General features: G+C 71.3%; 16 protein-coding genes. 7 read left to right on the top strand and 9 right to left on the bottom strand.

The genetic code is table 11. The features are described 5' to 3' along the window. The first annotated feature begins 240 nt into the window (after window positions 1-240). Complete coding sequence (locus AC6CKD_RS02360) at window positions 241-1452, top strand: pyridoxal phosphate-dependent aminotransferase (RefSeq protein WP_498324786.1); 1212 nt, start codon at window positions 241-243, stop codon at window positions 1450-1452. Here the strand turns inward: AC6CKD_RS02360 and AC6CKD_RS02355 are convergent. Both AC6CKD_RS02355 and AC6CKD_RS02350 read right to left on the bottom strand, forming a co-directional pair. Next, on the bottom strand, window positions 1443-1706 hold the full coding sequence (locus tag AC6CKD_RS02355; RefSeq protein WP_498324785.1) for a hypothetical protein: 264 nt from the start codon (window positions 1704-1706) through the stop codon (window positions 1443-1445). The two genes, AC6CKD_RS02360 and AC6CKD_RS02355, sit on opposite strands and share 10 nt — an antisense overlap. Next, entirely contained in the window at window positions 1703-2875 is a 1173-nt protein-coding gene (locus tag AC6CKD_RS02350) for a polyprenyl synthetase family protein (RefSeq protein ID WP_498324784.1), read from the bottom strand. The genes AC6CKD_RS02355 and AC6CKD_RS02350 overlap by 4 nt, the downstream gene beginning before the upstream one ends. Window positions 2876-3084: 209 nt before the next feature. Here AC6CKD_RS02350 and AC6CKD_RS02345 point away from each other — a divergent pair, with 209 nt between their 5' ends. Continuing rightward, on the top strand, window positions 3085-3483 hold the full coding sequence (locus AC6CKD_RS02345) for an SCO4983 family protein (RefSeq protein WP_498324782.1): 399 nt from the start codon (window positions 3085-3087) through the stop codon (window positions 3481-3483). Between the two features lie 211 nt (window positions 3484-3694). Here the strand turns inward: AC6CKD_RS02345 and AC6CKD_RS02340 are convergent, their stop codons facing one another. Then, window positions 3695-4153 carry a hypothetical protein gene (locus AC6CKD_RS02340; RefSeq protein ID WP_498324780.1) on the bottom strand — a complete coding sequence of 153 codons (459 nt, stop codon included), beginning with the start codon at window positions 4151-4153 and terminating at the stop codon, window positions 3695-3697. Window positions 4154-4296: 143 nt separating this feature from the next. Between AC6CKD_RS02340 and AC6CKD_RS02335 the strand changes: the two genes are divergently transcribed. From AC6CKD_RS02335 to AC6CKD_RS02320, 4 genes are read left to right on the top strand one after another with little or no spacing between them, the layout of a single operon-like run. Continuing rightward, window positions 4297-5376 carry a hypothetical protein gene (locus tag AC6CKD_RS02335; protein WP_498324779.1) on the top strand — a complete coding sequence of 360 codons (1080 nt, stop codon included), beginning with the start codon at window positions 4297-4299 and terminating at the stop codon, window positions 5374-5376. Between the two features lie 14 nt (window positions 5377-5390). Then, the gene (locus AC6CKD_RS02330) at window positions 5391-6593 is read left to right on the top strand and encodes a toxic anion resistance protein (RefSeq protein WP_498324778.1); all 1203 of its coding nucleotides are present in this window, start codon (window positions 5391-5393) and stop codon (window positions 6591-6593) included. Beyond that, window positions 6590-8218, top strand: coding sequence for a substrate-binding and vWA domain-containing protein (locus AC6CKD_RS02325; protein WP_498324776.1), 1629 nt, complete (start codon window positions 6590-6592; stop codon window positions 8216-8218). Before AC6CKD_RS02330 ends, AC6CKD_RS02325 begins: the two co-directional genes overlap by 4 nt. Further along, window positions 8205-8825: a hypothetical protein gene (locus AC6CKD_RS02320; RefSeq protein ID WP_498324775.1), complete on the top strand. Its 621-nt coding sequence runs from the start codon at window positions 8205-8207 to the stop codon at window positions 8823-8825. Before AC6CKD_RS02325 ends, AC6CKD_RS02320 begins: the two co-directional genes overlap by 14 nt. 83 nt (window positions 8826-8908) lie before the next feature. Here AC6CKD_RS02320 and AC6CKD_RS02315 read toward each other — a convergent pair whose 3' ends face one another. Continuing rightward, entirely contained in the window at window positions 8909-10765 is a 1857-nt protein-coding gene (locus AC6CKD_RS02315; protein ID WP_498324773.1) for a phosphoenolpyruvate carboxykinase (GTP), read from the bottom strand. A 220-nt stretch (window positions 10766-10985) separates the two neighbouring features. On the opposite strand from AC6CKD_RS02315, the gene trhA reads away from it, so the two are divergent. Then, complete coding sequence (trhA, locus tag AC6CKD_RS02310) at window positions 10986-11672, top strand: PAQR family membrane homeostasis protein TrhA (RefSeq protein ID WP_498324772.1); 687 nt, start codon at window positions 10986-10988, stop codon at window positions 11670-11672. Window positions 11673-11766: 94 nt separating this feature from the next. Here the strand turns inward: trhA and AC6CKD_RS02305 are convergent, their stop codons facing one another. From AC6CKD_RS02305 to AC6CKD_RS02285, 5 genes are all read right to left on the bottom strand, one after another. Then, window positions 11767-14184 (bottom strand): galactose oxidase family protein, encoded by a 2418-nt coding sequence (locus AC6CKD_RS02305; RefSeq protein WP_498324771.1) that lies wholly within the window; start codon window positions 14182-14184, stop codon window positions 11767-11769. A 62-nt stretch (window positions 14185-14246) separates the two neighbouring features. After that, window positions 14247-15458: a glycosyltransferase gene (locus tag AC6CKD_RS02300; RefSeq protein WP_498324770.1), complete on the bottom strand. Its 1212-nt coding sequence runs from the start codon at window positions 15456-15458 to the stop codon at window positions 14247-14249. A 6-nt stretch (window positions 15459-15464) separates the two neighbouring features. After that, window positions 15465-17210, bottom strand: coding sequence for an ArnT family glycosyltransferase (locus tag AC6CKD_RS02295; protein WP_498324768.1), 1746 nt, complete (start codon window positions 17208-17210; stop codon window positions 15465-15467). Continuing rightward, the gene (locus tag AC6CKD_RS02290; RefSeq protein ID WP_498324766.1) at window positions 17207-18535 is read right to left on the bottom strand and encodes a glycosyltransferase; all 1329 of its coding nucleotides are present in this window, start codon (window positions 18533-18535) and stop codon (window positions 17207-17209) included. The genes AC6CKD_RS02295 and AC6CKD_RS02290 overlap by 4 nt, the downstream gene beginning before the upstream one ends. 291 nt (window positions 18536-18826) lie before the next feature. Beyond that, entirely contained in the window at window positions 18827-20881 is a 2055-nt protein-coding gene (locus AC6CKD_RS02285; protein WP_498324764.1) for a thioredoxin domain-containing protein, read from the bottom strand. Window positions 20882-20974 lie beyond the last annotated feature (93 nt).

The following is a 20974-nucleotide window of genomic DNA, read 5'->3' as shown; positions in this document are numbered from 1 at the left end:
GCCCCGCCCCTTTTCGCGCACCCCGGCCCGGCAGGGTGACGAGCGCAACACCGGTCCGGCCCCCTGCGCCCGGCCCACCCATTCCGCAGGCCGGAACGGGGCCCCGGCCCCGGTTTCCAAGGGCTCGCGGCGCCCGTACCCAAGCTTTGCGCGAAAGGGGACATATCGGGCCGCCGCGCACCCCTCCGCTCCCGGCCAAATAGCGGAGCGCGCCCGCATCCGGACCCGTAAGCTCCCGTCATGCAGGTGATCCAGTCAACGAAACTCGCCAATGTCTGCTACGAGATCCGCGGCCCCGTGCTCGAAGAGGCGATGCGGCTCGAAGCAGCAGGTCATCGCATCCTCAAGCTCAACACCGGCAACCCAGCGGCCTTCGGCTTCGAGTGCCCGCCGGAGATCCTTGAGGACATGCTCCGCAACCTGGGCAACGCCCACGGCTACGGGGACGCGAAGGGGCTGCTCTCCGCGCGCCGCGCGGTCATGCAGCACTACCAGACCAAGGGCATCGACCTGGACGTCGAGGACATCTACATCGGCAACGGGGTCTCCGAGCTGATCCAGATGTCGATGCAGGCACTGCTCGACGACGGCGACGAGGTGCTCGTCCCGGCGCCGGACTACCCGCTGTGGACCGCCTCCGTCAGCCTGGCCGGCGGCACCGCCGTGCACTACCGCTGCGACGAGCAGTCCGACTGGATGCCGGACCTCGCCGACATCGAGCGCAAGGTCACCGACCGCACCCGCGCGATCGTGATCATCAACCCGAACAACCCGACCGGCGCCGTCTACGACGACGAGATGCTGCGCGGGCTCACGGACATCGCGCGCCGCCACAACCTGGTCGTCTGCTCGGACGAGATCTACGACCGGATCCTCTACGACGGCGCCACGCACACGAACACCGCCGCCATCGCGCCGGACCTGCTGACGCTGACCTTCAACGGGCTCTCCAAGAACTACCGCGTCGCCGGCTACCGGTCCGGATGGATGGCGGTGTGCGGGCCCAAGAAGCACGCCTCGTCGTACATCGAGGGCCTGACGATCCTGGCGAACATGCGGCTCTGCGCCAACATGCCCTCCCAGCACGCCATCGCCACCGCCCTCGGCGGCCGGCAGTCGATCAACGACCTGGTGCTGCCCGGCGGGCGGATCCTGGAGCAGCGCGACACGGCGTACGACCTGCTGACGCAGATCCCCGGCATCACCTGCGTGAAGCCCAAGGGCGCGCTGTACCTGTTCCCGAAGCTGGACCCGTCCGTCTACAAGATCAAGGACGACCGGCAGATGGTCCTCGACCTGCTGCGCGAGGAAAAGATCATGGTCGTGCACGGTACGGGCTTCAACTGGCCCGAGCCCGACCACTTCCGGATCGTGACCCTGCCCAACGCGAAGGACCTCGCCGACGCGGTCACCCGGATCGGGAACTTCCTCGACGGGTACGGTCAGCCGTAGGCACGAGCCCGGAGGACAGTGCCGCGGTGATCGCGGCGACGTGGTCGTAGGCCCGCCCGGCGGCGGTCGTCCGCGGCGAGCTGGTCGACGTACCGGTCCAGCGGGAGCGTGCCGGCGAGCATCGCGACGGAGAAGGCGGTGTCTTCCAGCTCCTGGTGCCGGCCGCGGGTGCTCGCCCGTATGCGCTCGACCACCGTTCGGCCGTCGGTGCGGCCGTCCGCGGGGCCGTGCGCGAGGCCGTCCGCGGGGATCACGCCCCTTCGCCCTTCAGGAGCGTGGCGTGCAGGCGGTCGATGAGGTGTCCCTTGCGTTCGATCGTCACGTCGAAGTACCGCGCGCTCTCCTCGGAGCGGCACACGCCGCGCACCGCCTCCATCGCCGCGCGCTTCAGCTCCGCCGCCCGCGCCGCGAGGCGCAGGAGCGTCCGCGGCAGGTCCGGGTGGCCGAGCACGAACTCCTTGAGCCGCGCCCCCACGAGCTCGCCGGACGCGCGCTGATCCGCGGGCGCGGAGTCGAGCAGTTCGAGGAAGACCCGGTTGCTCAACTGGCCGTAGTCCTCGTGGGTGTCGCGGCCGCCGAACCCGGGCACGAAGTCGGTCAGGTCGTTGAACAGCTGGCTGGCCAGTCCGAGGTCGCGCATCGCTCCGTCCAGGACCCGCCGCTCCTCCTCCACGACGCCCAGGGCCGCCACCGCCGCGTCCAGCGGCATCCAGAAGAGCGTGCCCGTCTTGAGCGCGGCCATCGACTCCCAGAAGGCCACCCGCTCGGCGAGGGGCGCCGCCATCAGTTCGGCGCGCGTGAGCGCGGTGCGCGTGGAGACGTCGACGGCCTGGCCGGTGAGCCCCCGGCCGACCGACCGCAGCAGGCTCCGCACGACGGCCGGCTCGGCCGCGTGCTCCAGCGCCGCGGTGATCAGCAGGGAGCCCGTGTTGAGGGCGAGCGGGATGCCGTGGGTGACGTGGAGGGCGCGCTCGCCGTAGCGGATGCCGCTGCCGTCCTGGATGTCGTCCAGGGCGACCGCCGCCTTCAGCAGCACGCGCACCGCCACCGCCGCGCGGCGGACCGCGGCCAGGTCGGCCGAGGAGTCCTCCTCGCCGGCCGGGCCGGGGAAGCCCCGGTAGTTGCGGTAGGCCCAGAACACCATCGAGGGGCGCAGCGGGGCCCGGCCGGCGGGCGCTCCCGCGGTGGGCGCCAGCGCCGCCTGGCCCACCTTCGAGCCGACCGCGTCGGCGACGGGCGCGTACAGGGAACGCGCCAGCACCGCCTCGTACACCGATTCCGGCACGGCCGGCCCCGCCCCCGGCTCCTGCCGCGCCGGCGCGGTGGCCAGGGAGGCCAGGAAGGCCGCCAGGTCCTCCTCCAGGAGCGCCGCGTCGCTCCGTACCACTGCCTCTACAGCGGATATGCCCGGCACATCCGACATGCCTCTGACCCCAGCCATTTCCGCCCACCCCGAACTTCACGAACGTCGGCCCGCGGGAACATCACGCCCGCGGTACCGAATGAAGAAGCGTGGCCGCCGTTTCCCGGCCGCCACAAGCCCCATTCAAGCCGACACGCACGACCAAGATTCAGCTCAACTTTAGAACAGATCCAATGTAGGATGGTCCTCTGACCACGCAGAGGAGTCCCATGTACGAGCCGACACGCACCAAGGCGGTCGACCCCCGCATGGGCGCCCGCCGCAGCGACTACCCCCGCAGCAGCCGCGCCGAAGCCCTGGACATCCAGCTCGCCGGGCATCTCGCGGCGCTGCTCACCGTGACCGACGAGCTCGGCCTCGACGAGGCCGCCGCCGCCATCGCCGCCCAGGTGACCCGCCTGCGCGGGGCCCAGCCCGCCCGCGCGCCCCGGCGCCCCGGCCTGGAGCCCGGCGCCGAGGCCCTCGCCTCGCTGCACCAGCGCGCCCACGACCTCGCCGCCCGCGCCCTGCTCGTCGCCGCGTCCCGCGCCGACACCACGGTCGCGATCCTCGCCGCCGAGCGCATGGACGCGCACACCGCCGCGCTCGACCTCGTCGGCGCCCACTGACGGCCCCGGTCCGGGGCCGCGGAGGCTCCGGACCGGGTGCCATGCCCTGCGGGGCCTGAACGTGCAACCCGTCTCCCTGCCGCACGGCGGACGGCCTCGCCCGGTGCCGCCCCGGCGCAGCGGGGCCGGCCCTGCGGGGCTTGTCCCCCACCCGCCCTTCGCCCGTTCCCCGCCCTTCGCCCGTTCCCCGGCCTCCGCCCGGACCGGGTCCTCAAACGCCGGACGGGCTGGACCGGCTCGCCGGCGTGTGAGGCGCGGGGTCCGGGGCGAAGTCGACAGCGGCGACGCCGCACCAAGGCGTCGTGGCCGGAGGCCAGACCGGGCCGACCGCGTCCACGCGCTCCAGCGAAGCCGGGCGGACACCCGGGATCTTCACCAGCGCCTGGGGGCCACGGGCGGCCGGCGGCGGCGGCTGTTCGCGGAACTCCACCGTGACGACGTAGGACCCCGGCTCCGGGAAGCCGTTGACCGCCTCGACGGAGGCGACCACGCGACGGCTCGCCGGGTCGATCCGGCAGCCGGTGATCCGTACGTCGGCCCGCGCCGCCCCCGCCGGCCGCGCGGCGGGAGCGCCGCCGGCCCACACGTACAGCCCCAGCGGGGCGAAGACCAGCAGTCCCGCCACGAACACCAGGGCGACCAGCCAGCCCTGCCACTTCAACGCGCTCACGCCCATGGAACGATCCTCCCGGCAGCCCGCCCCGGCCACCAGCACCCACGGGCCCACACAGCATTTCGAAGTGGGACCGCCTCGTCACCTCGCGTTCACTCAACTCCGCGCGGAATGTGGGTTTCCGCGAGCACGCTGCACCCGTGAGACGCATCCTAGGAATCGCCCTGGCGGTCCTCCTGGTCGGCGGCGTGATAGCCGTCATCGCCATCGGAGGAAAGAAGCCGGAGGGCACGGCAACGAAGACCGTGCGCGGCGTCATCGGTTCGGAGAAGTCCGAGTTCTTCCGCGACCCCGACGTCGTCAAGGCCCTTGCAGACAAGGGCTACACCGTGAAGACCGAAACCTCGGGCTCCTGGGCGATGGACCAACTCGCCCTCAAGGACTTCGACTTCGCCTTCCCCAGCAGCAACGAGCCGGCCAAGGAGATCGAGGCGGCGGCCGGAGTGAAGGGCGCGCAGAACACCAAGCCCTTCTTCTCCCCTCTCGTCGTCATCGCCCGCGCCAACGCGGCCAGGGTCCTCACCGACCACGGCCTCGCGAAGATGACCGGCAAGAACTCCGGCACCCTCCTCCTCGGCCCCTTCCTGAAGGCGGCCGACGGGGACAAGAAGTGGCAGGAGCTCCAGGGCGGCACCACCGCCTACCCCGAGCTGGCCGGCACGGTGTTCATCAAGACCACCGACCCGACCACCTCCAACTCGGGTGCGCTCTTCCTCGCCACCACCTCGAACGTCGCCAACAGCTCGGCCATCGTCGCCGACGACGCCGCCATCGAGCGGACCGCGCCCCTGATGAAGAAGCTGATCTCCGTCCAGGGCGCCCTGGAGCAGAGCACGGACGACCCCTTCCGCTCCTTCATCAGCGGCAGCGGCGAACCGCTCATCCTCGCCTACGAGTCGCAGGTGGCCAGCCTGCTCCAGCAGAAGCAGGATCCGGGCGACATGGTGGTGCTCTACCCGGACACCACCGTCAACTCCCCGCACACCTTCGTGCCGATCAGCGAGAAGGCCGGCGAGCTCGGCTCCCTGCTCGCCGACGACCCGAAGCTGCGCGCGCTCGCGGTCCGCCACGGGTTCCGGCCGACGGAGGGGCTGGCCGAGTTCACCGCCGCCACCGCGCCGCACACGGCGTACCTCAACCCGGGACTGACCGGCATCCGCCAGGTCAGCGCACCGACCGTCAAGGTCCTGATGGCGCTCGCCGCCCGCGCCAAGGGATAGGGGGACCGATCAGCATGACACTGACTCCGCCCGAGGACGCTCCGCTCGTCCTCACCGCTCCCGAGCCCGTGGCCCCCGTCGAACGCGAGCAGGCCTCCGGCCTGGTACCGCTCCAGGACGGCGTGCGCGAGGAGATGGCCCGCCGGGCCGGGGAGTACGTCGGCTCGCTGGCCGGCATCGACAGCCGCTCCCCCGAGTTCGCGCACCGCATCGGGGAGATCGCCGGCCTCGGCACCGCCGACATCCGCGGCGCCGCCCAGCAGTCCAACCGCATGCTGGAGCGGGCCGTACGCTCCCTCGCCGCGGACGGCGGCGGCGACGCCCAGGCCCGCGTCGCGGGCTCGCTGGTCGAACTGCGCCGCAACGTGGAGGACCTGGACCCGAGCGAAAGCCCGGGCCGCCCGGCCGGCTCATTGAGGGGCGTGCGCAAGCTCATCTCCAAGCTGCCCGGCGGCAACAAGTTCCGCGACCACGTGGCCAAGTACGCCTCCTCGCAGGCCACCCTCAACCGGATCGTCGGCGCGCTGCGCGGCGGCCAGGACGAGCTGCGGCGCGACAACGCCGCCCTGCACACCGAGCGCGCCCGCCTGTGGGAGACCATGGGCAAGCTCCAGGAGTACGCGGTGCTCACCGAGGCCCTGGACTCGGCCGTCGAACAGCGGATCGCCGGCCAGAGCGACCCGCGGCAGGCCGACGCGCTGCGCGTGGACGTGCTGTTCCCCGTACGCCAGAAACACCAGGACCTGCTGACCCAGCTGGCCGTCTGCGCCCAGGGCTACCTGGCCATGGACGTGGTCCGGCGCAACAACGAAGAGCTGATCAAGGGCGTCGACCGGGCCGCGACCACCACGGTGTCCGCGCTGCGGATCGCCGTGATGCTGGCCCAGGCGCTGAACACCCAGGGCGAGGTGGTCCAGCAGATCAACAGCCTGCGCGACACCACCGAGGGCCTGATCCGCGGCAACGCGGAGATGCTGTCCACGCAGAGCGGGGAGATCCAGCGGATCGCCGCCGACCCGGCCGTCGGCGCGGAGACGCTGCGGACCGCCTTCGCGCAGATCTACACGACGCTCGACACCATCGACACCTTCAAGGCGCAGGCCACCGAGAACATGGCCGCCACCGTGGAATCCCTGACCGGCGAACTCCAGAACGCCTCCGCGTACCTGGCGCGCACCCGCACCGCCGGCGCTCTGGAAGGCGGCGACGCCCGATGAACGGCACGAGCATCCGCAGCGCCGTGATGCGCAGACGGCTCGCCGCGGCGGTGGCGCTCGCCGCCACCCTGCTCGGGGCGAGCGCGTGCACCGAGGATCCCGGCCACACGAAGCCGGAGCGGACCGCGTACCAGGAGGGCAAGCTCCGCGTACTGGCATCCAGCGAGCTGTCCGACATGGACGAGGTGCTGAAGGCGGCGAAGGCCGCCACCGGGGTCGGCGTGGAGCTGACCATGTCGGGCACCCTCGACGCGGTCGAGCAGATCGCCTCCGGCACGGCGGACGGAAAGTTCGACGCCGTCTGGCTCTCCTCCAACGACTACCTGCGCCTGCGGCCCGAGGCCGCGGGCAAGCTGTCGAGCGAGACCCCGGTGATGTCCTCGCCCGTCGCCCTCGGCGTGAAGCCCGAGGCGCTGGCCCGGCTGGGCTGGAAGCCCGAGTCGGTCACCTGGTCGGCGGTCCACGAGGCCGTGGCCGCCGGGAAGCTGACGTACGGGATGACCGACCCGGTGCGCTCCAACTCCGGTTTCTCCGCCCTGGTCTCGGTGGCCTCCGGGCTCTCGGGCGCACAGGCGGCACTGACCGACGCGGACGTGGCGAAGGCGCAGCCGAAGCTGAAGGAGTTCTTCACGGGGCAGAAGCTGACCTCTGGCTCCTCGGGCTGGCTGGCGACGGCGTACGGCCAGCGCGGGGACGTGGACGCGCTGGTGAACTACGAGTCGGTGCTGCTGTCCATGAACCGGGACGCGAAGACGGGCCTGACGGTGATCCGGCCGCTCGACGGCGTGGTCACGGCCCACTACCCGCTGACCCTGCTGACCTCGGCCCCGGCCGGGGCCCGCGAGTCGGGGCGCGCGCTGACCGAGTACCTGCGCGGCACCGGGGCGCAGAAGGCGATCACCGAGAAGACCTTCCGGCGGCCGGTCGCCGCCGGTGTGACCCCGGCGGCGGGGCTGAACCCGGACAAGCGGCGGGAGCTGCCCTTCCCGGGCACCCGCTCGGTGGCGGACGGGCTGCTGTCCAGCTACGAGAACGAGCTGCGCCGGCCCTCGCGCACGGTGTACGTGCTGGACACCTCGGGGTCGATGGCCGAGGAGGACCGGATCGGCCGGCTGAAGTCGGCGCTCACGGACCTGACGGGGACCGGGAGTTCGGGCACCGGGCAGCGGTTCCGGGACCGTGAGGAGGTCACGCTGCTGCCCTTCGGCGACAAGGTGAAGAAGGTCCTGACGCACACGGTCCAGCCGGGCGACCCCGGTCCCGCCCTGGACGCGATCCGGGGGGACGTGAAGTCGCTGCAGCCCCAGGGGGGCACGGCGGTCTACAGCAGCCTGGAAGCGGCGTACCAGCAGCTCGGCAAGGGCAGCGCGGACGCCTTCACCTCGATCGTGCTGATGACGGACGGCGAGAACACCGCGGGGGTCGGGGCCAAGCACTTCGACGCCTTCTACGCGGGACTGCCCGAGGCGCAGAAGCACACCCCGGTCTTCGCGGTGCTGTTCGGCGACTCGGACCGCAAGGAGCTCGCCCACATCACCGAACTGACCGGCGGGCGGCTCTTCGACGCCACCGACGGCAACGGTTCGCTGGACGGAGCCTTCGAGGAGATCCGTGGCTACCAGTAGGGCACTGGGCGCGCGGCTCCTCGCGTACCTCGAATCGAAGAAGAACCTGGCCGGCAGCGCCTGCGGGGTGGTCGGGGTGGGCCTGACCCTCACCGGGGTGGCCGGCACGTACTGGCCGGTGGTGGTCGCCGGGCTGTACGGGGCGGGCGCGCTCGTCGCCCCGCCGGACCTGCCGGCGCCGCCGGTACCGCCGGAGCCCGCCGAGCAACTGGGCTTCGTACGCGACGACTTCGCGCGGCTGGAGGAGTACGTCGGCGAGGTGGACCTGCCGTCGGAGCCCGCCGCGGTGCTGGCCGGGCTGCTGGGGCTGTACGCGGCGATGCTGGAGCCGGGCTGGGTGGCGGGCGTGCTGGCCGCCGACCCGGAGGCGGTGCACGCGCTGACCCGGGCCATCCGCACGGACGTGCCGGAGTGCGTGGACACCTACAACCGGACCCGCTGGTGGACCCGGCTCACGGCGGGCGGCGAATCGCCCGAGCGCCACCTGGAGCGGCAGCTGACGCTGCTGCGGGAAGAAGCGGAACGCATGACGGCGGACCTCCGTGAAACGGAGGCCCGCCGTCAGCAGACGCACACGACCTATTTGGAAGGTCGCAGGGAATCCTAGGTCGGGGAATCCCGCGTCAGCCCGTGGCCGGGGACAGCCGGCCGCAGGGGTTCGGTGGGGGCTTGATCAGCCCGGTGGCCGGCTCAGCCCAGGCGCTCGACGAGCGCTTCGTACTGGTCCCACAGCTCCTTCGGCGTGTGGTCGCCGTAGGTGTTCAGGTGGGCGGGGACCAGCGAGGCCTCGTCGCGCCAGACCTCCTTGTCGACCGTGAGCAGGAACTCCAGGTCGGAGGCCGGCAGGTCCAGGCCGTCGGTGTCCAGGGAGGCGACGGTCGGCAGGATGCCGATCGGGGTCTCGACGCCCTCGGCGGTGCCGTCGAGGCGCTCGACGATCCACTTCAGGACGCGGCTGTTCTCGCCGAAGCCGGGCCACACGAACTTGCCCGCGTCGTTCTTGCGGAACCAGTTCACGTAGTAGATCTTCGGGAGCTTGGCCTGGTCCTTGCCCTTGGCCACGTCGACCCAGTGGCCCATGTAGTCGCCCATGTTGTAGCCGCAGAACGGCAGCATGGCGAAGGGGTCGCGGCGCAGCTCGCCGACCTTGCCCTCGGCGGCGGCGGTCTTCTCCGAGGCGATGTTCGAGCCGATGAAGACGCCGTGGTTCCAGTCGAAGGACTCGGTGACCAGCGGGACGGCGGAGGCGCGGCGGCCGCCGAAGAGGATCGCGGAGATCGGGACGCCCTTGGGGTCCTCCCACTCGGAGGCGATCGTCGGGCACTGCGAGGCCGGGACGGCGAAGCGGGCGTTGGGGTGGGCCGCCGGGGTGTCGCTCTCCGGGGTCCAGGCGTTGCCCTTCCAGTCGATCAGGTGGGCGGGCGCCTCTTCGGTCATGCCCTCCCACCAGACGTCGGAGCCGTCGGGGGTGAGCGCGACGTTGGTGAAGACGGTGTTCGCGTACATGGTCTTCATCGCGTTGGCGTTGGTGTGCTCGCCGGTGCCGGGGGCCACGCCGAAGAAGCCGGCCTCGGGGTTGATCGCGTAGAGGCGGCCGTCCTCGCCGAAGCGCATCCAGGCGATGTCGTCGCCGACGGTCTCGACGGTCCAGCCGGGGATGGTCGGCTCCAGCATCGCCAGGTTGGTCTTGCCGCAGGCGGAGGGGAAGGCGGCGGCGATGTACTTCGCCTCGACCCGGCCGGAGGTGGAGGGGGGCGGGGTCAGCTTGAGGATCAGCATGTGCTCGGCGAGCCAGCCCTCGTCGCGGGCCATGACGGACGCGATGCGCAGGGCGTAGCACTTCTTGCCGAGCAGGGCGTTGCCGCCGTAGCCCGAACCGTAGGACCAGATCTCGCGGGTCTCGGGGAAGTGCGAGATGTACTTGGTGGTGTTGCACGGCCACGCCACGTCGGCCTGGCCCTCGGCGAGCGGAGCGCCGAGTGTGTGGACCGCCTTGACGAAGAACCCGTCGGTGCCGAGCTCGTCGAGGACGGCCTGGCCCATGCGGGTCATGGTGCGCATGGCGACCGCGACGTAGGCGGAGTCGGTGATCTCGACGCCGATCGCGGAGAGTTCCGAGCCGAGGGGGCCCATGCAGAAGGGGACGACGTACATCGTGCGGCCCTTCATGGAGCCGCGGAAGATCCCGCCCTCTTCGCCCTTGCCCGCGAACAGCTCCTTCATCTCGGAAGGGGCCTTCCAGTGGTTGGTCGGGCCCGCGTCCTCCTCCTTCTCGGAGCAGATGAAGGTCCGGTCCTCGACGCGCGCGACGTCGGTGGGGTCGGAGGCGGCGTAGTACGAGTTCGGGCGCTTGGCCGGGTCCAGCTTCTTGAAGGTGCCCTTGGAGACGAGCTCCTCGCAGAGGGCCTCGTACTCGACCTCGGAGCCGTCGCACCAGACGATGCGGTCCGGCTGGGTGAGGGCGGCGATGTCCTCGACCCAGGAGACCAGCTCCTGGTGCTTGGTGGGGACGTCGGAAGTGGTGCCAGCCGCGATGTCGCGCGCCACGATCGCTCCTTGTTGAGGGGTTTGATTTGTGATTGCCCCGTGGGGGCCGCGACCCGGACGCTTCGCGCTCCGCTCATCCGGTGTCGACCGCACTCATCTGATCATCCGGTGCGTGTGCGCATATGTCCAGGGGGCTTCTCACGTGAGCATCGCCACTCCGGTCAATCTTCCGTAAAGCGCACTAACGGAAACCTACGCACCCGTAGGTAGCATGGCCGGCATGACTTCTGACGCCGCTGCCGTCGCCGCTCCGGTGGTCGAACCCGCCGATCAGGAGGCCAAGCCGCTCATGCGCGGCTGGCTGCACACCGGCATGTTCCCCGCCGTCGTGATCGCCGGCCTCGTTCTGATGGCCTTCACCGACTCGACCCGGGCCCGGGTGGCGTGCGGGGTGTACATCCTCACCGCGTGCCTGCTCTTCGGAGTCAGCGCCGTCTACCACCGCGGTACGTGGGGCCCGCGCGGCGAGGCCGTCCTGCGGCGGCTCGACCACGCCAACATCTTCCTGATCATCGCGGGCACGTACACCCCGCTGACCGTGCTGCTCCTGCCGGACTCCACCGGCCGGACCCTGCTCTGGGCGGTCTGGATCGCGGCCGCGGCCGGCATCGCCTTCCGCGTCTTCTGGGTCGGCGCCCCGCGTTGGCTGTACACGCCCTGCTACATCGCCATGGGCTGGGCGGCGGTCTTCTTCCTCCCCGACTTCATGCGCGCGGGCGGCCTCGCCGTCCTGGTCCTGATCATCGTCGGCGGCCTGCTCTACAGCGTCGGCGGCGTCATCTACGGCATGAAGCGACCGGACCCCTCACCCCGCTTCTTCGGCTTCCACGAGGTCTTCCACTCGCTGACCCTGGCCGCCTTCGTCGCCCACTACGTGGGCATCTCGATCGCCGCCTACCAGCACTGAGCCGTCTCCTCCGGATCGTCCGGGCCGTGCGGGCCGTGCGGGCCGTGCGGGACACCCCGCACGGCCGCACGATCCGAAAGAGAGACCTCAGGGCTCAGCAGGCGTAGCCGTCACCGTCCGGGTCCAGGCGCAGCGGGTCACTGCCGTTGACCTTCAGGCGGTTGGGGTACTTGTGGGCGGCCAGCCAGTCGCAGCGGGCCTTCGTCGTCGCCTTCACCTCCGCCGGGAACCGCGTGGGCACGCACACGTTGGCCGTGCCGTAGTGCCGGTCGCAGCCGGCCACGCTCGGGGCCACCGGGGCCGAGTCCCGCTTCGCGGGGTTCTGCTTCGGGGCCCCCAGCTCGTTCGCGAAGGTGTGCTCGTGCGCGGCCGGGGGCTCCGCGGTGGCCGCCAGGGCCGACGGGCCGCCCAGGTGCACCCACCGCGCGATCGACGGGACGCCGTTCGCGTCGACCGCGAAGAGCATGTACCAGCCGGGCGGCGCCAGGTTCGGGTTGCTGGTGACGTTCAGGTCGATGGTGGTGCCGTTGACGACCGTCAGCGGCAGGTCCACGAACCGCTGGTTCGGGTCCGAGGAGTGGGTGACCGCCGCCGGACGGATCAGCTCCGCCTTGGCGACCGCCCGGTTGACGGTGATGCGCTGCGTGTCCCCGTACACCCACTGGTTGTCGATCACCGAGGTGATCTGCGGGCGCGCCCCCTTGAAGAGGTACGGCGGCGTGTAGATCGACACGTTGTGGTTGTACGTGCCGTTGCCCGGGTTGTCGCCGACCGACATGACGCGGCCGTCCGGCATCAGGAACGACGCCGAGTGGTACGTCCGCGGGATCGGGTCGGTGGCCAGGCCGGCCTGGTAGGTGTTGGTCACCGGGTCGAAGAACGAGGCCTCGTACACCGGGTCGGCCCGGTCGTGGAGGGCGCCGCCGGTCTCCAGCACCTTGCCGTCCGGGAGCAGCACGGCGGACACGTACATCTTGCCCTCGGCGCCGGTCTGCGGGCGCTTGCCGGCGCCCTGGTCGACCAGGCCCAGCGGCAGGTCCGGGCCGGCCGTGTAGGCGGGACTCGGCTGCTTCAGGTCGATGATGTCGGTGATCCGGTTCGCGGCCGGGTTGGTCTCGTTGTTGCCGCCGCCGATGGTCAGGACCCGCTGGTCCTGCGCCGGGGGCAGCAGCACGCTCGCCGACTCGTCGCGCTGGTCCTTGTTGCGCAGGCCCGGCACGTCGGTGATGGTGTTGGCGGCGTAGTCGTAGACGGAGGCGCCGGTGCCCGGGGTGCCGTTGCCGAAGGTGTGGCTGCCCGAGTAGAAGAGCCGGCCGTCCTGCATGAGGATCATCGACGGGTACAGGCCCCAGTACGACCAGGTCTGGTTGACCTCGTTCATCGGCAGCCACTTGTTCTGCGCCGCCGAGAACTTCTCCGCCGTCACGTTGCCGGTGGAGTCCTCCTTCAGCCCGCCGAAGGAGATCACGTCGCCGTTGCCGAGGACGGTCGCCGACGGGTACCAGTGCCCGCCGTTCATGTCGTTCGTCTTCGTGTACTTCTCGGTCGCCGGATCGAAGGTGTACGAGTCCTTCAGCCCCTGGTAGCCGATCGTGCCGTCCGCCGAGGGATAGCCCTTGTTGCCGCTCATCACCAGCACCCGGCCGTCGGACAGCTGGACGTGGCCGGAGCAGAACATGTCCACGGGCGTCGGGATCGTCTTGAACGAGCCGTTCGCCGGGTCGTAGACGGCGGAGGTGAAGGTGCCCGCGTTGAACTGGGCGATGTCGTTGCCCGAGCCCGCGATCAGCAGCACCTTGCCGTTCTTCAGCACGACGGCGTGCATCGACCGCACCGGGTTCTTGGCGGCGATCACCTCCCACTTGCCCTTAGCGCACTCCGTGGCCGTGCCCGTGCAGGTGGGCAGCGGCGTGGGCACGCCCACCTCCTCCAGCGCGTAGTCGTCGGTGGTGAGGGTGCCCACCCCGTAGACGGACAGGCCCCACACGATCTTGTCGGTGTTGGGCGGGACGGCCGGCGTACGGACCTCCGTGCGCGCCCACGCGGCACTGACGGGCGGGTTCTGCAGATCGGTCCAGTACTGCCAGCCGGCCGTCGTGTCGTGGCGGAACACGGTCACCGACACGTCCGGGGTGTTCGACTTGTACCAGGCCGAGAGGTCGTACTGGCGGCCCGGTACGACCGTCGGGGCGCAGGTGCCGTTCTCGGTGACCAGGGCCTTGCGGTCGCCGTCCACCCGGCGGGTGAGCGAGACCTTCATCGCCTTGGTGCCGGAGTGCGCGTCGGCGACGGTGGTGAAGCTGAAGTCGTTGTCGCCCCAGCCGGACTTCGACCAGCACGAGGGCATGTCGGAGCCGGCCGGGCCGGCGGTCTCGAAACCGGGGTTGGTGAGCAGGTTGGGCGGTCCGGCCGTGGCCTGCTGCGGTGCGGTCAGCAGCAGGCCCGCGGTCATCGCCCCGACGGCGAGCAGAGCGGCCCGCCACCCTGCCCCGCGCCGGATCTTCCTTCGCATGGGGAGCATCCCTTCGTGCGGCTCATCGTGCGGTTCGACTCGTACGGTTCAACTCGGGCGGTTCAACTCGTACGGGCCGGTCCCGCCTTGCGCGGGAGGTAGACGAGTGCCTCCGTCGCGGCGAACCGCAGGACGAAGGTGGTGACCAGCGCGAGCGCGGTCGCGGACAGGACCCCGAAGCCCCAGGTGCCGACGAGCAGCGCGATCAGCGGGATCCGCAGCAGCAGATCGGCGTTGGCCAGCAGCGTGAAGCGCCCGAACCGGTCCGCCCAGCGGCGGTGCCGGCGCCGGTCGCGGAAGAGCAGGGTCTCGATGAGGAGGAAGTTCCACAGCACGCCGGCCTGGTTCGCGACCACCTCGGCGAGCAGGTAGTTCATCCCGGTGTGCGTGAGCATCCACAGCGCGGCCAGGTTCGGGACGAAGCCGGAGAGCCCGATCAGCCCGAAGCCGATCATGCGGGCCAGCGGGGTCGCGGAACGCAGCGAGGCGAGGTGGGTCAGGAAGCGCAGGCCCTCGCGGGCGGTGGACTTGGACTCCCCGGAGAAGCGGTCCTGGAAGACGAAGGGCACCTCCGCCACCCGCGCCGGCCGGGAGCGCACGGCCAGCTCCAGCAGGATCTTGTAGCCCAGCGGCTTCAGCGCCTCCTCCGTGACCGCCGAGCGGCGCATCGCGAAGAACCCGCTCATCGGATCGCTGATCCCGCGCAGGGACCGCGGGAAGAGCCCCTTGGTCAGCCAGGTCGCTCCGCGAGAGACGGCGATCCGGTAGCTCCCGGCGAGCCCGGCCCGGCTGCCCCCGGCGATGTAGCGGGAGGCCACGACCAGGTCGGCGCCGGTGCGCGCGCCCTCCCCGACGAGCTCGGGGACCAGGTGGGGCGGGTGCTGGAGGTCGGCGTCCATGACGACGATCCAGTCCGTGTCGGCCCGCGCGATGCCCTCCACGACCGCCCCGCCGAGCCCTCCGGCGGGGGTCTCGCGGTGCAGGACCGCCACCGGGAAGGCGCATTCCAGGGCGGCCTTCTCGACGACGGCCGGGGTGTCGTCCGTGGAGTCGTCGACGAACAGCACCGAGCAGGGCAGGTGCGCGGGCAGCGCGATGGCCAGCCTGCGCAGCAACTCGCCTATGTTCCCGGCTTCGTTGAAGGTCGGGATGATGAGGGTGACACTGCCCGGCGCGGGCGCCTCGGCGGCGCCCTCCGGCAGGTGCGGGGCATGCGGTGCGTGCGGGGCGTCCGGTGCGCGCAGGGCGTGCGGGACCCACAGGTCTTCGGTCATGCCGGATCAACTCCCGTTGACGGTGCGGGCCGTGGGGTCGGTGCGCCGGATCTCGATGCGGTCCTCGCCCGTCCCGAAGACGGCGACCGTCGTCGAATGCTCCAAGGCGGCCTTCACATTGGGCAGTTGCGCCGCGTCGCGCCGGACGGTGGGCGAGGAGACCACGTAGTCGATGTCCCGCCAGCCGCCCGGCAGGGTCTTGGTGACCGCCGGGTCCAGGTCGGCCTTGTAGAACCAGATGGCGCCGAGCCCCGGGTCGAACCCGTGGTGGACGGCGTCCAGCCACAGCGCGTCGTCGACCAGGACCCGGGTCGTGGCGGGCTCGCTCACCTCGCGTCCGAGCCAGGCCGCGGCCTGCCGGTACGGGGCGTTCGCGTCGACCGTGAGCGCCGTGCGGTTGCCGTCGTACCAGCGCGGGACGAGGTACACGGCGGCCGCGGCGGCCAGGACGCCGACCAGCGCCCACCGCCCGTAGGCCAGGACGCGCCGCTCCCCCGGCGCCCGGCGACGGCGCAGCACGGCGTGGGTGACGCTGGCCGCGCCCCCGGCGAGGACCAGCGCCAGGAACGGCAGCGCCTGGATCACGTACATCGCCGGGAGGTAGCCGGAGGGACGCAGCGCGACGAGGCCCAGGATGACCACGGCCAGCGCCGGGCCGGCGAGCGCCCGGGCCGTGACCGACCAGCGGATGGTGACGAGGAGCAGGACCGCGCCGGCCAGTCCGCCGAGCGGCAGCACGGTGTCGTAGTACAGCCAGGACTCGAAGACCCCGTGCGAGCCGGAGCCGGGGTCGAGGATGAAGCCGGAGCCGGCCCGGCCCATCTGGTAGACGATCCCGCCGATGAGCGAGACGTGGCCGGAGCCGGGCAGCAGCTCGGCGTTGAGCAGCGCGTACAGCGGATACGTCACCCCGATGAGCACGCAGGCGGTGACGGCCCCGGTGACGGCGAACTTGCGGGTGTCCCGGTGGCTGTGTCGCCACATGGTCACCAGCAGCGCCGGAAGCACCACCAGCATCGTCTCCTTGGTCAGCACGGCGGTGGCGGCCGCCAGGCCGGAGGCGAAGTGGTGCCACAGGTGGCGGCTGGGGGACGCGGCGAGGCAGAAGGCCAGCAGCATCCACATCACGGCGATGTTGTCGAGGAAGATCTCCCGCTGTAGCACGACGGAGAGCGGGGAGAGCCCGAACAGGCCCATGGCGAGACCGGCCGCCCAGCGCGGCAGCCACAGCCGGCGCGCGAGCACGTACAGCAGGACCGAGCTGGCGGCGGACACGGCCAGCATCGAGAACCGCATCGGCGCGACGGTCATCGACTCGGGTGCGAACAGGGACGGCAGGTAGGTCAGGCCCGCGATCTGGATCCAGCCGAGCGGGGGGTGGTCGTACCAGTAGGTGTAGTGGGCCAGCCCCCGGCCCTCCTGGACGGCCCAGGCCTGCGCGAGGTACGTGCCCTCGTCGTCGCTGAGGGTCGGGAAGTTGGTGATGTTCCAGCCCTGCACGAGGAGGATCACGAGCAGCAGCACCCCGCAGAGCAGCAGGTCGGGGCGCGAGGAGCGGAACCGGACGAGCGGCCGGGCCGGCGCGGGCGGGCGGACCCCGAGTCCGCCGGTCCGCTGGCGCGGGACGACAGCGGTCGCGGTGGTGGCGTCGGTGGTGGTGGCGGTGTCGGTGGTGCTGGTGTCGGTCGCGGTGGCGTCGGTGGTGGCAGCACCGGGCTGGGGATCAGTGGCCGTGGGCAGGGTGGTGGTCACTGGGGGCTGTCCTCTCGGGTGAGGGTGCTCGGGGCGCCGGCGCTGCTGCGGACGACGGGTGTGCCCGCTTCACCGGACGCGGACGCGGACGCGAGGTGGGCTCCGGTGTGACTGGTGAGCTCCCACTCGTTGCGTCCGCGCTGCTCGCGCCAGACCGCGCGGATCGCGGCGCCGGCCAGCATCACCTGGTAGAACGGGCCGCCGACCACGAGCTTGACGTAGTGCGGGAAGCGCACCCGCAGCCCGTACTGGCGGCCGAAGTCGTGCAGGCCGACCACCTCGAAGACGAAGGTCACCATCGCGGTGATCATCGGCAGGAAGGTCACGATCGCGACGCCGACGGGCACGTCGAGGAAGACGGCCACGGCGAAGTTCACCGGGATGACGACCCCGGACGTGGCCTGCATGAACGGCGTCATCAGCGTGTAGCGGGCCAGCCAGCGCTGACCGCGGCCGGGCAACTGCTGCCAGTCCTTCTTGCGGTAGACCTGCAGGAAGCCCTGGTTCCAGCGGGTGCGCTGCTTGAGCAGGCTGACCAGCGACCCCGGCGTCTCCTCGCGGGTCACCATGTCGGAGTCGTAGGCGACGACCACCTTCTTGCCGACGGAGGACAGCCGTACGCCCAGGTCGCAGTCCTCGGCGAGGCAGTTCGGGTCCCAGCCGCCGGCCTCGCGCAGGACTTCGGTGCGCACGAAGACGGTGTTGCCGCCGAGCGGGATGAAGCCCTTCTCGGCGTGCAGGTGCAGCCGGGAGCGGAACCAGAAGAAGTACTCCAGGCAGTTGCGCAGGCTGTACCAGCTGGAGTGGAAGTTGATGAGCTGGACCCCGCCCTGGACCACGTCGGCGCCGGTGGCGCGGAAGGCGTGGTCCACGTGGGACAGCAGCTCGGGATGGACCTGGTCCTCGGCGTCGAAGACCCCGACGATGTCGCCCCGGCAGTGCGGGAGGGCGGTGTTGAGGGCCTTCGGCTTGTTCTTGACCTCGTGGTGGTCGGTGATGACGCGTACGAGACCGGGCGCACGGGCGGCGGCCCGTTCGGCCACCTCCGCGGTCCCGGGGTCGTCGTGGCCGACGATCACGATGATCTCGTAGTCGCGGTGGCTCGACTCCAGGAGCCGCTCGATGGTGTGCTCCAGGACCGCCTGCTCGTGGCGGGCGGGCAGCAGCAGGGAGAAGGCCAGCCGGCCGCCGCCGTCGGGGCGGTCGAAACGGGTCGAGGCGAGCGTCTCGGGCGTCCGCCACGCGTGCATCTGCCACCAGAGCGTGAACGCCGCCATCCAGAAGAGCGCGAGCGAGACCACACAAATGAACACGGATATGAACAAAGCGTCCCCCACAGACATGCCGCAACCCCGAGCGGCGATTCCCCGAACCCCCCGGGGACGGGCGCGCGGCAGGCTCCCCAGCCCGCCGCCCTCGTCCCGTCCCCGATTCCCCCCGCGTGCGCAACCCCCGGTGCGCGCTCCCCTGGCGCCCGAGGGCGCTGTCAGTGACCGATCGGTGACTCCGAAGTCACGAGACTAGGCACCGAACATGACGCGCAGGCGCTTTCCAGATAAAAACCGCGTTGCCCAAGTGACCTTCAGGCAACCGGAATTGACGCTACTCCACCGCTTTCAGGGACGAACCGTCCCCAACTGCTCCGCCAGCTCGACCGGATCGGTCGTAGGCCGCGCGCAGACGAAATGTCGACAGACGTACGCCGTCGGGAGGTCGTGCATGAGCGTGCGCTCGGCCAGAAGGGGGAACTCCCCGCCACTGCCGTCCGCCGCCGCCGGCAGACCCGTCGCCACGACCGCCCCGGGAGCCGTCCCCAGCAGCGCCACCCGGTGCAGCTCCGCCCGCGCCGGGTCCTCCGGATGGCCGACCACGGCGACCTCGCGCGGCCCGTCGAGCAGCGCCTCGGCGACCGCCAGCCCGTGCCCGATGAAGCGCGGAGCGCGCGGCCCGAGCGCGTGCACCACCCCGAGCGCCCGCTCGGCCGCCGTACGGTGCGCCTGCGAACCGGTGTGCGCGGCGTACGAGAGCAGGGCGCCGGCCGCGGCGGTCCAGCCGGAGGGGGCCGCGGTGTCGGTCGGGTCCTGCGGCCGCCTGATCAGCCGCTCCGCGTCGTGCGCGGTGTCGTACAGCGACCCGTCCTCGGCGGTGAACCCGGCCAGGACCAGGTCGACGAGGAACCCGGCGAACTCCAGCCAGACCCCTTCACCGGTGACGGCCCCCAACGCCAGGAACCCCTCGGCGACGTCCCCGTAGTCCTCCAGCACCCCGGCGTTGACCCCGACGTGCCCGTCCTTGCTGGTCCGCGCGAGCCGCGCCCTGCCGTCCATGTGCACCCGCACGAGCAGATCGGCCGCCTCGGTGGCCCGCTCGACCAGGTCGGGCCGGTCGAAGAAGGCCCCGCACTCGGCGAGGGCCGCGATGGCCAGCCCGTTCCAGGCGGCGACGATCTTGTCGTCCCGGCCGGGCGCGGGTCGCGCCTGCCGCGCGGCGAGCAGCCGCTCCTTGATGCCGGCGAGCCGCTCGTCACCGATGTCCGGCCCCTGCGCGGGCAGTTGGAGCACGGACATCCCGTGCTCGAAGGTCCCCTCCTCCGTCACGCCGAAACAGGCGGCGGCCAGATCCCCGTCCTCCTCCCCCAGCACCTCCCGCAACTGGGCCGGAGTCCAGGCGTAGTAGGCCCCCTCCACGTGCTTGCCGGTCTCCGGGTCCGCACTGTCGGCGTCCAGCGCGGAGGCGAAGCCGCCCTCGTGGGTGCGTAGTTCACGGACCATGAAGTCGGCTGTCTCCAGGGCGACCCGGCGCGCGAGATCGTCGCCGGTGGTGCGCCAGAGATGGGCGTAGACCCGGCAGAGCAGCGCATTGTCGTAGAGCATCTTCTCGAAGTGCGGCACTACCCACTCCCGGTCCACGGAGTACCGCGCGAACCCGCCCCCGAGCTGGTCGTAGATCCCGCCCCGCGCCATGGCCTCGCACGTATTGGCCGCCATCTCCAGCGCCCCCTCGGACCCGGTCCGGGCGTGGTGGCGCAGCAGGAACTCCAGCACCATGGACGGCGGGAACTTCGGCGCCCCGCCGAACCCCCCGCGCGTGGAGTCGTACTCCCGCACCAGCCCGAGCAGCGCCTGCGCGAGCTCCTCGGGCCCGGGGGTGCCGGCCTTCCCGTAGTCGAGCTGCCGCCCCGAGAGGTCCCGCACGATCCGCTGCGCGACCTCCGCCACCTCGTCGGGCCGCCCGACCCACGCGGTGCGCACGCCTTCGAGCACCTGCATGAAGGAGGGCATCCCGTGCCGGGGCTCGGGCGGGAAGTAGGTCCCGAAGTAGAAGGGCTCGGCGTCGGGCGTGAGGAACACGGTCATGGGCCACCCGCCCTGCCCGGTGGCGGCCTGCACGGCCTCCATGTAGACGGCGTCGATGTCGGGACGCTCTTCGCGGTCGACCTTGACGTTGACGAAGTGTTCGTTGAGATAGACCGCCGTCAGCTCGTCCTCGAAGGATTCGTTGGCCATGACATGACACCAATGACAAGAGCTATACCCAACGCTTAGCAGAACGGGTACGCCGCGTTCCCGCGCCGCCTCGAAGGCTTCCGGGGACCAGGGCCACCAGTCGACGGGGTTGTCGGCGTGCTGGAGCAGATACGGCGAGGTCTCGTTCGCGAGGCGGTTCGACATGGGCCCATCCTGCCGCACGAGCAAGAGTCCGCCCCAAAACCTCACGCCCCAACCCGCGGCATTTCCCTGAAGCCGGCGACAGTTCCGCCCGAG

This window comes from Streptomyces sp. GQ60 (assembly GCF_059758875.1).
The sequence above is the reverse complement of the archived record's forward strand: the minus strand, read 5'-3'. Positions and strand labels throughout refer to the sequence as shown.

What these genes read in the sequence shown, in the direction of transcription:
- AC6CKD_RS02360 (WP_498324786.1), top strand. Translation starts at nt 241, where the DNA reads ATGCAGGTGATCCAGTCAACGAAACTCGCCAATGTCTGCTACGAGATC.
- AC6CKD_RS02350 (WP_498324784.1), bottom strand. Translation starts at nt 2,875, where the DNA reads ATGTCGGATGTGCCGGGCATATCCGCTGTAGAGGCAGTGGTACGGAGC.
- AC6CKD_RS02345 (WP_498324782.1), top strand. Translation starts at nt 3,085, where the DNA reads ATGTACGAGCCGACACGCACCAAGGCGGTCGACCCCCGCATGGGCGCC.
- AC6CKD_RS02330 (WP_498324778.1), top strand. Translation starts at nt 5,391, where the DNA reads ATGACACTGACTCCGCCCGAGGACGCTCCGCTCGTCCTCACCGCTCCC.
- AC6CKD_RS02325 (WP_498324776.1), top strand. Translation starts at nt 6,590, where the DNA reads ATGAACGGCACGAGCATCCGCAGCGCCGTGATGCGCAGACGGCTCGCC.
- trhA (WP_498324772.1), top strand. Translation starts at nt 10,986, where the DNA reads ATGACTTCTGACGCCGCTGCCGTCGCCGCTCCGGTGGTCGAACCCGCC.
- AC6CKD_RS02305 (WP_498324771.1), bottom strand. Translation starts at nt 14,184, where the DNA reads ATGCGAAGGAAGATCCGGCGCGGGGCAGGGTGGCGGGCCGCTCTGCTC.
- AC6CKD_RS02300 (WP_498324770.1), bottom strand. Translation starts at nt 15,458, where the DNA reads ATGACCGAAGACCTGTGGGTCCCGCACGCCCTGCGCGCACCGGACGCC.
- AC6CKD_RS02285 (WP_498324764.1), bottom strand. Translation starts at nt 20,881, where the DNA reads ATGTCGAACCGCCTCGCGAACGAGACCTCGCCGTATCTGCTCCAGCAC.